We start from the raw sequence: 14,601 nt of genomic DNA, 5'->3' as shown, positions 1-14,601 counted from the left end.
GCTGAGCTTGTCGAAGCATCTCTACCGCGCAACTAACTATAAACGTTGAGACTACTGCAGCGGTAGAGATGCTTCGACTCCGCTCCGCTGCGCTCAGCATGACGACTTAAAAAATTAAAAAAATGCCCATTCTGGTTCTCGACAACTACGACTCTTTCACCTACAACCTCGTGTATATGCTGCGCGAACTGGGGCAAGAAGTGGACGTATTTCGCAACGATAAAATCAGCCTCGAGGAGGTCGATAAGTACTCGCACATTCTGCTGTCGCCGGGGCCGGGCATTCCGAGCGAGGCGGGTATTATGCCCGAGTTGATAAAGCGCTATGCGCCGACCAAGCATATCCTAGGCGTGTGCCTGGGCCACCAGGCCATCGGAGAAGCCTTTGGTGGCCAGCTCGCTAACCTGGGCGAGGTACACCACGGTGTGGCCCACACGCTGCACCAAACGCCCGACGCGGCCGATAACCGGCTCTTCAACGACGTGCCCGATAATGTGCGCGTGGGCCGCTACCACTCCTGGACCATCGCGCCCGAGGGCGTGCCGGCCGAGCTGCGCATCACGGCCTTTGATGAAAACGGCCAGGTGCTGGCCCTCGCCCACCGTGATTATGACGTGCTGGGCGTGCAGTTTCACCCCGAGTCGGTGTTGACGGAGCACGGCAAAACCATGCTGGCGAATTGGGTGAATGGGTAGCCGGACTCACTGAAAAAGGTCGTCATGCTGAACGCAGTGAAGCATCTCTACCGCAGCAGTATTCTCAACGATTGACTTTAGTTACGCGGTAGAGATGCTTCGGCAGGCTCAGCATGACGTTCTAGATTAATACTCAGCTAATAAAGTGAAAGACACCCTCAACCACCTTTTTGCCTACCGCACGCTGCCCCAGGATGAGGCGCACCGCGTGGTGCTGGGCATTGCCCAGGGCCAGTACAACCCCGCCCAGATTGCCGCCTTCCTCACCGTGTACCTCATGCGCAGCGTGACGGTGGAGGAGCTGGCCGGCTTCCGCAACGCGCTGCTGGAGCTGTGCCTTCCCGTAGACCTCGGCGGCGTGGATGCCATGGACGTGTGCGGCACCGGCGGCGACGGCCGCAACACGTTCAATATCTCCACCTTATCGGCCTTTGTAGTGGCCGGCGCGGGGCAGCCGGTGGCCAAGCACGGCAACCACGGCGTGTCATCTATCAGCGGCAGCAGCACCGTGCTGGAGCACATGGGCGTGAAGTTTACGGCCGATAACGACGCGCTCAAGCGGCAGCTGGACGAGGCGAATATTTGTTTTTTGCACGCGCCGCTGTTTCACCCGGCCCTCAAAAACGTGGCCCCGCTGCGTAAGGAGCTGGGCGTGAAAACCTTCTTTAATATGCTCGGGCCGCTCGTGAACCCGGCCCGGCCGCGCTTGCAGCTGGTGGGCGTGTTCAGCCTGGAGCTGGCGCGGCTGTATGCCTACCTGCACCAGCAGGAGGGAGGTAGGGAATTTCTCATTGTGCACAGCCTGGATGGCTACGACGAGGTATCGCTAACTGGTCCGGTGAAGCTCATCAGCCGGCAGGGCGAGGAACTGCTGTCGCCCAGCGACTTGGGCTTGCCGCAGACTACGCCCGAGGCGCTGTTTGGCGGCGACACGGTGGCAGAAGCGGCGGCTATTTTTCAGAAGGTATTGCGTAACGAGGCCCCCGCCGCCCACCGCAACGCCGTACTGGCTAATGCCGCGCTGGCCCTGCGCACCGCCGGCCGCGCCGCCGATGCTGCCGAAGGGCTGGCCCAGGCGGCCGAGTCGCTGGACAGCGGCCGGGCCCGGCAGGCGTTTGAAAAGCTGCTGGCGCTGGGGTAGGCTGCGCGGGGGGCACTTCTTCACTCGAAGAACGTCATGCTGAGCTTGCCGAAGCATCTCGCTCGCGCCGGCTGAATGTTGTTAGCCAATTGAAATTACTAAGCCACGCGAGATGCTTCACTGCGTTCAGCATGACGTTCTGTTTGCAAAAAATTACATGACCATCCTCGATAAAATAATCGCTGAAAAGCGCCTGGAAGTGACGCGCTGCGAGGCCGAAATGCCCGTGACGGCGCTGCACGCCCTACCCCCCTTCACGCGGCCGGTGCTATCGGCGCGGGCGGCGCTCACTGCCGCCGGCTCGTCGGGCATTATTGCTGAGTTTAAGCGGCGCTCGCCTTCCAAAGGCGTGCTAAACGGCACGGCCGAGGCGGGTGCCACCACGGCGGGCTACGCGGCGGCGGGCGCGGCGGTACTGTCGGTGCTCACGGATGAGCCGTTTTTTGGCGGCACGGCCGATGACCTGCGGGCGGCGCGGGCGGCCTGCCCCATTACGCCGATTTTGCGCAAAGACTTTATCATCAGCGAATACCAGATAACGGAGGCGCGGGCGATGGGGGCCGACCTTATCCTGCTCATTGCCAGTTGCCTCTCGCCGGCCGAGGTGGTGCAGTTCAGCGCCTTTGCGCACAGCCTGGAGCTGGAAGTGCTGTTGGAAGTGCACGACGAGGCCGAGCTGCGCAGCCACCTGGCCGACACTGTGGATTTGGTGGGCGTGAACAACCGCAACCTAGCCACGTTTGCCACTGATGTGGAGACGTCGGCGCGGCTGGCTGGCCTCATTCCCCGCACCTTCGTGCGGGTAGCTGAGAGTGGCTTGCAGCATGCCAGCACCATTCTGGCGCTACGGCGGGCGGGCTACCAGGGCTTTCTGATTGGTGAGACGTTTATGAAAACCACTGACCCGGCGGCGGCGTTAGCGGGACTGGTGGCAGAACTATCCGGGCCTGTTACGGCTTCTTAGCGCACTATGAAAGTCAAAATCTGCGGTATGCGCGAGGCGGCCAACATTCTGGCCGTGGCTGACTTCAATCCCGATTTTCTGGGGTTCATCTTCTACGATAAATCGCCCCGCTACGTGGCCATTACGCTCTCGACGGAAGTGCTGCGCAGCCTGCCCGAAGCCGTAGCCAAAGTGGGCGTTTTCGTGGATGCGCCGCTGCCCGAGCTGCTGGCCACGGCCACGCACTACAGCCTCGACTACATGCAGCTGCACGGCCACGAAACACCCGCGTACTGCCGCGCCGTGCATGAGCAGGGCTTGCGCATCATCAAGGCATTTTCGGTAGATGAGCACTTCGATTTCAATACGTTAGCCGACTACGCGCCGCTGTGCGACTTATTTTTGTTTGACACTAAAGGCGCGCAGCGCGGCGGCAATGGCCGCACGTTTGACTGGCGGGTGCTGGCCAATTACCAGGGCCCTACCCCCTTCCTGCTGAGTGGTGGCCTGGGGCCGGCCAACGCCGACGAGCTGCTGCGCTTTCACCACCCCCGGCTGGCGGGCTACGATTTTAATAGCCTGCTTGAAATCACGCCCGGCTTCAAGAATGTGGAGGTTACCGGCCAGCTGCTGACCCGCCTACACGAGCAGCGCGCCGACTATTAATTGCTACCTGTTTACTACTCACTGTTACTTACTTATGACTCTCACCGCCCCTTCTCCCTACCGCGTCGATGCCAGCGGCTACTACGGCCCCTTCGGCGGTGCCTATGTACCCGAAATGCTCTATCCCAATGTGGAGGAGCTGCGCGATAACTACCTGCGTATCATTGAGGACCCCGAGTTTCAGCAGGAGTATAAGCAGCTGCTGCGCGACTTTGCGGGGCGCCCTACCCCCCTGTTTCTGGCCCAGCGGCTGTCGGCCGAGATTGGCACGACCATCTACCTCAAGCGGGAGGATTTGTGCCACACCGGGGCACACAAAATCAACAACACCATCGGCCAGATTCTAGTGGCGCAGCGTCTGGGCAAGAAGCGCATTGTGGCCGAAACCGGGGCCGGCCAGCACGGCGTGGCCACCGCCACGGTGTGCGCCCTCAAGGGCCTGGAGTGCATTGTGTACATGGGTGCCATTGATATTGAGCGCCAGAAGCCCAACGTGGACCGCATGCGCATGCTGGGGGCCAAGGTGGTGCCTGCCACCAGCGGCAGCCAAACCCTGAAAGACGCCACCAACGAGGCCATGCGCCACTGGATAAGCAACCCTACCGACACGCACTACATCATCGGCTCGGTGGTGGGCCCGCACCCCTACCCCGACATGGTGGCCCGGTTCCAGTCCATCATTTCGGCCGAAACCATTAACCAGCTCCTGGAGCAAACCGGCCGCGCTACCCCCAATTTTGTGCTGGCCTGCGTGGGCGGCGGCTCCAACGCGGCGGGCGCGTTTTACCACTACCTCGACGAGCCCGGCGTGCGCCTCATTGCCGCCGAGGCCGCCGGCCAGGGCGTGAATTCGGGCCACTCGGCCGCCACCACGGCGCTGGGCAAGCCGGGCATTCTGCACGGGGCCAGTACCATTTTAATGCAGACCGAGGACGGCCAGGTGACGGAGCCCTACTCCATTTCGGCGGGCCTCGACTACCCCGGCATCGGGCCGCAACACGCGCAGCTGTTTGCGACGGGTAGGGCCGAGTTTCTATCGATTACCGACAAGGCGGCGCTTGATGCCGCGTTCCAGCTGAGCCGGTTGGAAGGCATCATTCCGGCCCTCGAAACGGCGCACGCGCTGGCCTGCCTACCCCTCATCGGGGCCACGAAGGACGACGTAGTAGTGGTGTGCCTCTCGGGGCGCGGCGACAAGGACCTAGCCACTTATACCAAGCACCTAGAGGAATATTCCTAACGTTTTTTGTAGGGTGCGGAGCTTGCCCCCGCCCGTCGTTGAACGACTCACCCTGCTCTTGTTCAACGACGGGCGGGGGCAAGCTCCGCACCCTACCCCAATTCTTATGAACCGCCTCACCACCCTATTCCAGCACAAAACAGCCGACGTCCTCAACGTTTATTTCACGGCCGGCTTCCCGCAGCTCCATGACACGGTGCCCATTCTAAAATCCTTACAGGATGCGGGCGCCGACCTCGTGGAAATCGGAATGCCCTACTCCGACCCCGTGGCCGATGGCGAAACTATTCAGCGCAGCAACCAGCAGGCTCTGGACAATGGCATGACCGTGGCCACGCTTTTTGAGCAACTGCAAGATATTCGCCAGCAAGGTATTACGGTGCCTATTCTGCTCATGGGCTACCTCAACCCGGTGGTGCAGTTTGGAGTGGAGAAATTTTGCCAGCAGTGCCAGGAAGTGGGCGTTGATGGCGTGATTTTGCCCGACCTGCCGCTCGAAGTATTTGAGCGTGAATACCAGCCGCTCTTCACTAAATATGGCCTCAAAAACGTATTCCTGGTGACGCCCCAGACCAGCGCCGCCCGCGTGCGCCAGCTCGACGGGTTGGCCGACGGCTTCATTTACCTAGTGGCCGCCGCCGGCACCACGGGCGCGCAAACCGACATGAACGCCGACGTGGACGCCTACCTCCGCCGCACCAAGGTGCTGGGCCTGCGCAACCCTACCCTTGTGGGCTTCGGCATCAGCGACGCGGCCAGCTTCGCGGCGGCCAGCCGGCACACCACGGGCGCTATTATCGGCAGCGCTTTTATTCGGCTCTTACAAAACACGCCCGCTGAGGGGCAACGCCAGGCCATTCAGGACTTTGTGGCAGGTATCCGGCCAGTTCCCGAACCTGCTTAGGCACTCTATTATTCCATGACAATTCAGTGGTAGACAGAATTTTGTAGCCATATCTTGGTCGTAGGCCGAACCTATTTGCTTTGCAGTTCTAGCCAGGTAATCCGTGCGTACGCGGATTACCTGGCTAGTTTTTTTAGTGGCTGATTAGCTACTACTAACGCTGATATAATCTGGATTAATTCTAAATAAATTTTGTCGAAGGCCCGTGCAGGTTGTTTCTTTGTGTATTCTTTAGATTAAATCTAAATAAATCATATGGCAGCCGCACGTTTACTGCTCTTCTTTTCTTTACTATTTGGCTATTCCGGGAGCGCCTGGGCGCAGGCTACGGGTAGCATCAAAGGCCGTATTACTAACAGCACCGGTGGGGCCGCGGAGGCGGTGAGCGTGGGTGTGCAGGGCCAGCCGCAGGGCGACATTACCGACGAGCAGGGCCGCTTCCAGATTCGGCAGGTAGCACCGGGGCAGTACACGCTGGTAGTATCGGCACTGGGGCTCAAGCCTGCGCAGCAAAGCGTGACGGTAGTAGCCGGGCAAACCGCCACGGCCAACTTTTCACTGGTGGAAAGCGCCGCCGAGCTGAAGGAAGTAATCGTGAACGGCGGCCGCACCAACAAATTTAGCCGCACCAACAGCGACGATGTAGCCAAAATGCCGCTCAAAAACGTGGAGAACCCGCAGGTCTACAATACCGTGACCAAGGAGCTACTGACCGAGCAGCTCGTTTTCACGGCCGACGATGCTACCCGCAACGTGCCGGGCATTCAGCGGATGTGGGAATCGACGGGCCGCGCTGGCGACGGCGGCAGCTACTACACCATGCGCGGCTTCGTGACGCAGGCACAGCTGCGCAACGGCCTGGCGGGCAACGTGGCTACGACGATTGATGCCGTTAACCTGGAGAAGCTGGAGGTGATTAAGGGGCCGTCGGGCACGCTCTACGGTAGCTCGCTCACCTCGTATGGTGGCTTGCTGAACCGCGTCACCAAGAAGGCCTACGACAACTTTGGCGGCGAGGTGAGCTACTCGGGCGGCAGCTACAATTTCAACCGCGCAACCCTCGATTTGAATACCCCGTTCAACGCATCCAAAACGGTACTCTTCCGTGTGAATGGGGCTTTCAACTACGAAAAAAGCTTCCAGGATATTGGCTTCCGCCGCTCCTATGCGCTGGCCCCTACCCTCACCCTGCGGCCCACCGACAAGCTAAGTATCACGCTCGACGGCGAGTTTCAGTGGGCCACGACCACGGGGCGCACTTTCTTTTTCCCCAACTCAGCCATCAGTCAGCTGGGCTTCGACCGAGCCGACCAGGCACCCATCGACTACCGCAAAACCTACAGCGGCTCGGGGCTGTGGACCGCCAGCCGGGCCACCAACCTGTTTGGGCAAGTAAACTACCAGCTTTCGCCGGCCTTCCGCTCGTCCACCAACTTCGCGTCGAGCCAAAGCTATTCCGACGGCTTCGGCCCCTACATCGGCATCACGGGCAATGGCAAGGGCATCGGGCAGGATTCACTCCAACAGTCCGACCAGTCGAGCCGCAATAGCCGCGGCCGCATTCAGCAAATTCAGCAGCTTTTCAACGGCGATTTTCAGCTGGGCAGTATGCGCAATCGCGTGGTGCTGGGCTTCGATTTCCTGCACGTGCGCAACGACCAGTTCTTATTCGGCAGCACGTACGCGACCGTGCCCATCAACTCACCGACCTACGACTACAGCACGTTCAACGGGGCCAATATGACCAAGCTGTACGCTACGCAAGCGCCCGGCTACACCTATCCGGTTTATAATGAAACGAATACCTACAGCGCCTTCGTGTCGGATGTGCTGAATATAACTGACCGCTTCAACGTGCTGGCCGCCGTGCGGGTCGACCGCTTTGCCAACAAAGGCGCGGACGGCGCCAACGCCGGCTTCAACCAAACGGCGGCTTCGCCTAAGTTTGGGGCCGTGTACCAGCTGGTGCCCGAGCAGTTGTCGGTGTTTGCCAACTACCAGAATTCCTTTTCTAACCGGGGCACCTACTACGGCTACGACGCTACGACCAATAAGCTAACCGCGCCCCGCACGGCCAAGCTGGAGCACGCCAACCAGGTGGAAGCCGGCGTGAAGTTTGACCGCCTGGGTGGGCGCTTCACGGCCACGCTGAGCGTGTACGATATTCGGGTGCAGAACATTCTGCGCACCGACTCCGACCCGCGCGGCGCGGCCCTTTTTGCCCAGGTGCAGAGCGGCGCGCAGGTGAGCCGCGGCGTGGAAGTGGACATCATCGCCAACCCTTTCCTGGGCTTCAACGTGGTGGCCGGCTTTGCCTACAACCACGCGGAACTGACCAACGACGTGGCCGCCACCGAAGGCCGCCGCCCCAGCACGGCCGGCTCGCCCGCCCTGGCCAACCTCTGGCTGAGCTATCGCCTCTCCAACGGCCCCCTCAAGGGCCTGGGCCTGGGCGCGGGGGGCAACTACGCCAGCGACAACCTGGTAGTGAACGACGCCAACAACGGCCAGTTTACCCTACCCCACTACATAGTGCTGAACGCCAGCGCCTTCTTCGACCAGCCCCGCTATCGCCTCTCGGTGAAGATGGACAACCTCACCGACCAGCACTACTGGATTGGCTACGGCTCGATGAACCCGCAGAAGCTGCGCAGTATTATTGGCCAGGTGGCAGTTAAATTTTAATTTTTCATTGAGTAATAGCCTGTTAAAATGAACGTCATGCTGACGACAGGAAGCAGCTCGCTCTCGTCGTTGCACAGCGCGGACGAGGCGAGCGAGCTGCTTCCTGTCGTCAGCATGACGTTCTTATTTTGTTAAAAACCTCCTTCGCATGACTTTCAAAAAAGCTATCGGCAACCTGCACCTGTGGCTGGGCCTTAGCTCGGGGCTGATAGTCTTTATTGTGAGCTTGACGGGGGCGATTTTCACCTTTCAGGATGAAATTCGGGATGCCGTGCAGCCGTGGCGGCTGGTGGCCGCACCGGCCCGCGCGGTGCCCCTACCCCCCTCACGGCTGCTGGCGGCGGTGGTGGCCAGCCACCCCGGCGCTACCCCCTCCTGGACGACCTACTACGCGCCCAACCGCTCGGCCACGGTATACTTCACCACCAAGGCCGGCGGCAACTACGTGGCGTCGCTCAATCCCTACACTGGCCGGGTGCTACACGAGCAGGATTTAGCGACTGATTTTTTCACCATCGTGCAGGCGCTGCACATGTACCTGCTGCTGCCGCCCGCCGTGGGCGAGTGGGTAGTAGGTATCGCCATTACCATTTTTTTGGTGATGCTAGGCACCGGCCTGGTACTGTGGTGGCCCAAGCGCAAGCAGGAGCGCCGGCAGCGCATCACCATAAAATGGGGCGCTAAGTGGCGGCGGCTCAACTACGACCTGCACCAAGTACTGGGGTTTTACATCGCGGCCGGCGCGTTTGTCATTGCCCTCACAGGTTTGTTTATGAGCTTTGGCTCGTGGATGCAGGCGGCCAGCCTCGTGGCCAACGCCGGCCGTCACTACCCCCTCGAAGAAGTGCCGCCCACCGTGGACACGCTGGCGGCTGCCGTGGCCCCGGCCCGGCCGCTGGTCGATGTGGCCTACGCGCAGGTGCGCCAGCGCTCGCCCACCGCCGCTATGGTGCTCATCGGGCCCAGCGCCGGGGCCAAGCAGCCCGTGTATTGCCTCACCTACCAAAAGGCGCTGCACTACTACCATCGCGACGAGTACTATTTCCACCCCGTGTCGGGCCAACTGCTACGCGCCCTACCCCATGCCGCCAAGAGCAACGGCAAGAAGCTCGGCGACCTCAACTACGACCTGCACACCGGCCAACTGCTGGGCCTGGGTGGCAAAATCGTAGCCTTCTTGATAAGCCTGCTCTCAGCCAGCCTGCCCGTCACGGGCACGCTGCTATGGTGGGGCCGCCGCCACAAAACGCCCAAGCGCCGGGTGGCACTGGCGCCCGCGGCTTAGCGCTCAGCGCAGGGGGTAGCGCTGAAACGTGACGTTGCCCATTACCTCTTTCTCGTATTTTGCCAGGCAGTTTTGGTTGAATTCCGGGTCGAAATTCACGTCGCCCGGCCGCACCATTTTTGGTGCCGGCTGGCCTTGGCGAAAGAAATACACCTTAGTATTGCCGTATTTAGTATAAGGCATAAAGTCGCCGTATTGCTTCATCTGCTGCCACAGCGTGTCGGCCACCGTCACGGCGTACACGCGCACGATGGGGCCGGTGTTGTTCTCGTTACGGTACAAGGCTACTTCCTGAAAATTGCCTTTCAGGTCGCCTACCCCCGGCTGGCTCAGCGAGTCGAACACAAACCAGCCCAGCAGTAGAATAAGGGCGCCGAGGGCGAGGTATTTTGGCTTCATAATCAATTGGTTACGCCCAGCGCAGCTTCAGGCCCGCGTAGTCGGTAAACTTACCGTCGCGGCTTATCAGCGTTAGGTCCTCGCTCAAGGCCTGGGCGATGAGCAGGCGGTCGAACGGGTCGCGGTGGTCTTTTACCTGCGGCAAAGTAGCGTAGATAACCAAGTGCTTATCAAGAATGGGCAAAATCTGAAAGTTATTACCTTTCACTGACTCAAACTAAGTGGCTAGGTCGGGCTGCAACACTAGGCGCTTAAGATTCAGCAAAGTAGCTAACTACCAAGAGGTCAACATACTTACACAACGCTCTACAGCTGGCGAATCTAGCAACTGCCGCGTGGCAGCAGGGAGCTGCGGCGAATCATCCGCATACCAAATAAGCGCGTGAGTATCCAGCAAAACTTTAGTCACGAGCAACTTATCTCATGCTGGTGCTTCCAGTCAGTTAACGGTGCATCCCAATTAGCGGTCAGGTAACTGATTGAGCCTCGCAAAAAACCCGCTTTCCCCCGCTGGCGCTGTGGATGCAGCACTTCCTGCACCATCGCCTCAATCTTATCGAAAGCCGCTTCGTCCTCCAGCTGCGCGATAACGGTCAGCAGTTGCTGTTTTTTTTCTTCTGCTATCATAGCGGCTTGATTTTGAGTATCAACTTACGACGCTGCCTGCAAAGCTATCCCGCCACCTTATCTGCTAGGAATCGCGCCGTGTGGTTCGTATCCTTGAGCTTCACCAGCTGCTCGGGCGTGCCCTCAAACAGCAAGTGCCCGCCGTTGATGCCGCCCTCGGGGCCGAGGTCGATGAGCCAGTCGGCGCACTTGATGATGTCCACGTTGTGCTCAATGATGAGCACCGAATTGCCCTGCTCCACTAGCGCGTTCAGGGCCGAAAGCAGTTTGGCAATGTCGTGGAAGTGCAGGCCGGTGCTCGGCTCATCGAAGATAAATAGAATCTTATCCTGCTGGAGCGTAGCGCCTTTGGTGAGGAAACTGGCCAGCTTCACGCGCTGAGCCTCGCCGCCGCTGAGCGTATTGGCCGACTGCCCGAGGCGGATGTAGCCTAGGCCTACATCCAATAGTGGGCGCAGACGCTCGGCTACTTTGGGCTGGCCTTTAAAGAACTCCACGGCGTCTTCCACCGTCAGGTCGAGCACCTCGTAAATGTTCTTGTCCTGAAATTTGACTTCCAGAATGTCCTGCTTGAACTTGTGGCCGCCGCAGCTCTCGCAGGTCAGGTAGATGTCGGCCATGAACTGCATCTCGATTTTGACTTGGCCCTCGCCTTGGCACACCTCACAGCGCCCGCCCTCCACGTTGAACGAGAAGTGCGACGGTTTATAGCCCCGCGCCTTGGCCAGCGGCTGCTCCGAAAATAGCGTCCGAATGGTGTCGTAGGCCTTTACATACGTCACCGGATTCGAGCGCGACGACTTGCCAATGGGATTTTGGTCCACGAACTCGACGTGCGTTACCTGGCCGTTCACGCCCAGCAGGCGGTCAAACTTACCGGTGGTTTCGCCCGCGCCGCCGCCCAGCATCTTCATGAGCGCTGGGGCCAGAATGCGCCGGATGAGCGTCGATTTACCCGAGCCCGATACGCCGGTGACCACCGTCATCACGCCCAACGGAATCTTGACGGTCACATTCTTGAGGTTATTTTCGCGCGCACCGGTCAGTTCCAGCGCGTTGCGCCAGGGTCGGCGGGTAGTGGGCACCGCCACTTCGAGCAGCCCGCTCAGGTACTTACCGGTGTAGGTTTCGGTATCCCGCATCAGCTCCGGGAAAGTGCCCTGAAACATGAGGTGACCGCCGCCGCTGCCGGCCTCAGGGCCGATGTCGATAATCTGGTCGGCGGCCGCCATCATCTTCTCTTCGTGCTCCACCACCACTACCGTATTGCCCATTTCTTGCAGCGAGCGCAGCACACCAATCAGCTGCTCGGCATCCTTAGGATGCAAGCCAATGCTGGGCTCATCGAGCACGTACATCGAGCCCACCAGCGCCGAGCCCAGCGACGTAGCCAGCGAAATGCGCTGGCTCTCGCCACCGCTCAGCGTGTTACTTAAGCGATTGAGAGTCAGGTATCCCAGCCCTACCCTATCCAGGTAGCCCAGGCGGTTGGTGATTTCGGCCAGCAGGCGGTCGGCTACCGCCATATCGTGCTCGCTCAGGCTCAGGGTGGAGAAGAACGTGAGCGCCTCGGAGATGGGTAGGAGCACCAAATCGGTGATGCTGCGGCCGTCGATTTTCACGTACTGCGCGTCTTTGCGCAGACGCGTGCCGCGGCAGTCGGGGCACACGGTGCGGCCCCGGTATCGGCTTTGCAGCACGCGGTACTGAATTTTGTGGGTCTGCTCGCTTACCCACTTAAAGTAGGCGTCCAGGCCCTCAAAATACTTATTACCAGTCCACAGCAGGCGCTGCTCGGCGGCGTTCAGGTCGTTGTAGGGGCGGTGAATGGGGAAGTCGAACCGGATGCCGTTCTTCAGCAGCGGCTTCAGCCACTCGCCCTGCTTTTCGGTGCGCCAGGGCGCAATCGCGCCCTCATACACCGTCATACTTTTGTCGGGAATCACCAAATCCTCGTCAATACCCAGCACCGAGCCAAAGCCCTCGCAGGTGTGGCAGGCGCCGTAGGAGTTATTGAAAGAGAAGAAGTTAACGCTCGGCTCTTCGAACACTTCGCCGTCCAGCTCAAACTTATCGGAGAACATGCGTGTCTCGTCATCCAGCTTCACAAGGCAGGTGCCGTGGCCCTCAAAAAAGGCGGTCTGCACCGAGTCGGAGAGGCGGAATTGCAGGTCTTCGTCATCCGGCTGCACGGCGGCGCGGTCGATGAGGATGAACACGTCGCCCGTTATTTCGGGCTTGCCTTCGCCCACAAGGTCCTCGATAAACGCATTCTCACCGCTGGCCAGCACCACGCGGCCGTAGCCTTTTTGCAGCAGCAAATCCAGCTCCTTGCTCATGGGGCGGTCGGGCTCGGTGCGCAGCAGCGGGGCCAGTATCGTCACCCGCGTATCGGGGGGTAGGGAGAATAAATAATCGACCACATCGGCCACCGAATCTTTGCGCACCTGCTCGCCGCTGATGGGCGAAAACGTGCGGCCCACCCGCGCAAACAGCAACTTGAGGTAGTCGTAAATCTCAGTGCTGGTGCCCACCGTCGAGCGGTTGTTCTTGATACTGACCTTCTGCTCGATGGCGATAGCCGGCGAAATACCCCGGATGTAGTCCACGTCGGGCTTGTCCATGCGGCCCAGAAACTGGCGGGCGTAGCTGCTCAGGCTTTCCACGTACATACGCTGACCCTCAGCATACAAGGTATCAAACGCCAGGCTCGACTTGCCCGAGCCCGAGAGGCCGGTGACCACGATAAACTTGTTGCGGGGCAGCGCTACGCTTAGGTTTTTCAGATTATGGACCCTAGCGTTTTTAATAACAATAAACTGGCGCGGGTCGAGGAGGTCGATTTCGTCGTGGGCCGGGGCGGCCACTTGCAGAGCGGAATTGTCGGACATGAATGGGATAACCGCACAAGCGGGGCGGAAGGTTTCGGCAGGGGCGTAAAGGTCGGGCCTGGCACATGCCCACAACTAGCTTTATCATTGCAGACCGACTACTTACTTCTCTTTCATGCCCGCCCCTAGTCCACTCGCCGCGCTGGTCGCCGCGCTGGCCAATGTTTGCCACCAAGCCGAGCAAAACCATGCGCTCCTAAGCAAAAACGAAGCGGCCACTCGCGCTGCGCTCATCGACCCAGTACTGCGGGCGCTGGGCTGGGACACCGCCGACGTGCGCATGGTAGAGCCCGAGCGCACCGTCGAAAATAAGCAGTCGCTGGATTATGTGCTGAAAGGCCCGGCAGGCGCTATCCAGTCGGTAGTAGAGGCAAAGAAATTGGGCGAAAGTCTTGACAAGCTAGGCCACGTAGGCGCGCTAATTGGCTATGCCTTTTCGCTAAAGCCAGTTTCGTTTTTTATCACTGATGGGCTGAACTGGCACTGCTACTCGCCCGGCCATTCGCACTACGAGCCTACTTCGACTATTGAACTGCGCGCCGACCAGTTGCTTCCAGCAGCCTTGCAACTGCTTCAGCTGTTGGATGCTGCCCATAGCGGGCACGGCCTCAGGACGGCTCCTACCATAGCCTCTGCCCCAGGGGCTGCTTTTGCTCTGTCCGTCGCCAAGGTTCAGTCGCGCCAAGTCAGCAATACTTCGGCGCCCATACTGTCTAAAAAATACTACCCCCTCGCTGTTGACCTCACCGACCCTGCCAAGCAACTTGGCAAACCGCAGTGGCTGCGCCTGCCCGATGGCCAGGAACACGCTCTCAACACGTGGAAGGATATTCTGATAAAAGCGGCCGACTTGGTTTTGCACAGCCAAAATAAACTGACCATTCCGCTGCCAGATAAAGCCGGCAAAAAAACGGTGCTTCTGAGCTGGCACTATTCGGGCAAAGAGCGCAGCTCCCAGCAATTGACCTATCAGGGGAAAACTATTTTTCTGGATACGCATTACAGCGCCCGCGACTGCGTGGCCAATGCGCTGCATTTATTGAATATGCTGCCTAAATTAAAGTATGCAGTCGAGCCAGCGCTCGCGTTTGGCTAATTAATTAGCAGGAAACGCAGGGGTACTAT

The 14,601-nt window shown here is 59.6% G+C and carries 13 protein-coding genes; 9 read left to right on the top strand and 4 right to left on the bottom strand.

The annotated features are described in order from the left end of the window. Positions 1-122 precede the first annotated feature (122 nt). The 8 genes from LC531_RS02450 to LC531_RS02415 all read left to right on the top strand — a co-directional run bounded on the left by LC531_RS02450 (position 123) and on the right by LC531_RS02415 (position 9,559). Positions 123-695 carry an anthranilate synthase component II gene (locus LC531_RS02450; RefSeq protein WP_223648743.1) on the top strand — a complete coding sequence of 191 codons (573 nt, stop codon included), beginning with the start codon at positions 123-125 and terminating at the stop codon, positions 693-695. A gap of 145 nt (positions 696-840) precedes the next feature. Continuing rightward, on the top strand, positions 841-1,836 hold the full coding sequence (trpD, locus tag LC531_RS02445; RefSeq protein ID WP_223648742.1) for an anthranilate phosphoribosyltransferase: 996 nt from the start codon (positions 841-843) through the stop codon (positions 1,834-1,836). A gap of 157 nt (positions 1,837-1,993) precedes the next feature. Further along, positions 1,994-2,800, top strand: coding sequence for an indole-3-glycerol phosphate synthase TrpC (gene trpC, locus LC531_RS02440; RefSeq protein ID WP_223648741.1), 807 nt, complete (start codon positions 1,994-1,996; stop codon positions 2,798-2,800). Between the two features lie 6 nt (positions 2,801-2,806). Next, on the top strand, positions 2,807-3,445 hold the full coding sequence (locus tag LC531_RS02435) for a phosphoribosylanthranilate isomerase (RefSeq protein WP_223648740.1): 639 nt from the start codon (positions 2,807-2,809) through the stop codon (positions 3,443-3,445). Between the two features lie 34 nt (positions 3,446-3,479). Beyond that, positions 3,480-4,685 carry a tryptophan synthase subunit beta gene (trpB, locus tag LC531_RS02430; RefSeq protein WP_223648739.1) on the top strand — a complete coding sequence of 402 codons (1,206 nt, stop codon included), beginning with the start codon at positions 3,480-3,482 and terminating at the stop codon, positions 4,683-4,685. Positions 4,686-4,791: 106 nt separating this feature from the next. Next, positions 4,792-5,589 (top strand): tryptophan synthase subunit alpha, encoded by a 798-nt coding sequence (trpA, locus tag LC531_RS02425; protein WP_223648738.1) that lies wholly within the window; start codon positions 4,792-4,794, stop codon positions 5,587-5,589. 255 nt (positions 5,590-5,844) lie between these two features. After that, complete coding sequence (locus LC531_RS02420; protein ID WP_223648737.1) at positions 5,845-8,274, top strand: TonB-dependent receptor; 2,430 nt, start codon at positions 5,845-5,847, stop codon at positions 8,272-8,274. Positions 8,275-8,422: 148 nt separating this feature from the next. Next, complete coding sequence (locus LC531_RS02415) at positions 8,423-9,559, top strand: PepSY-associated TM helix domain-containing protein (RefSeq protein WP_223648736.1); 1,137 nt, start codon at positions 8,423-8,425, stop codon at positions 9,557-9,559. A 3-nt stretch (positions 9,560-9,562) separates the two neighbouring features. Here LC531_RS02415 and LC531_RS02410 read toward each other — a convergent pair whose 3' ends face one another. From LC531_RS02410 to uvrA, 4 genes are all read right to left on the bottom strand, one after another. Continuing rightward, positions 9,563-9,958, bottom strand: coding sequence for a hypothetical protein (locus LC531_RS02410; RefSeq protein ID WP_223648735.1), 396 nt, complete (start codon positions 9,956-9,958; stop codon positions 9,563-9,565). A 10-nt stretch (positions 9,959-9,968) separates the two neighbouring features. Beyond that, on the bottom strand, positions 9,969-10,166 hold the full coding sequence (locus LC531_RS02405) for a PIN domain-containing protein (RefSeq protein ID WP_223648734.1): 198 nt from the start codon (positions 10,164-10,166) through the stop codon (positions 9,969-9,971). A 197-nt stretch (positions 10,167-10,363) separates the two neighbouring features. After that, positions 10,364-10,585 (bottom strand): hypothetical protein, encoded by a 222-nt coding sequence (locus tag LC531_RS02400; RefSeq protein ID WP_223648733.1) that lies wholly within the window; start codon positions 10,583-10,585, stop codon positions 10,364-10,366. Positions 10,586-10,629: 44 nt separating this feature from the next. Continuing rightward, positions 10,630-13,476, bottom strand: a complete 2,847-nt coding sequence (uvrA, locus tag LC531_RS02395) for an excinuclease ABC subunit UvrA (protein WP_223648732.1) — start codon at positions 13,474-13,476, stop codon at positions 10,630-10,632. Positions 13,477-13,591: 115 nt separating this feature from the next. Here uvrA and LC531_RS02390 point away from each other — a divergent pair, with 115 nt between their 5' ends. Continuing rightward, positions 13,592-14,572, top strand: a complete 981-nt coding sequence (locus tag LC531_RS02390) for a hypothetical protein (RefSeq protein ID WP_223648731.1) — start codon at positions 13,592-13,594, stop codon at positions 14,570-14,572. The last annotated feature ends 29 nt before the right edge of the window (positions 14,573-14,601 follow it).

Source organism: Hymenobacter psoromatis (genome assembly GCF_020012125.1).
GTDB lineage: Bacteria > Bacteroidota > Bacteroidia > Cytophagales > Hymenobacteraceae > Hymenobacter > Hymenobacter psoromatis.
Note: the sequence above shows the minus strand (reverse complement) of the source record. Positions and strands in the feature narration are given on the sequence as shown.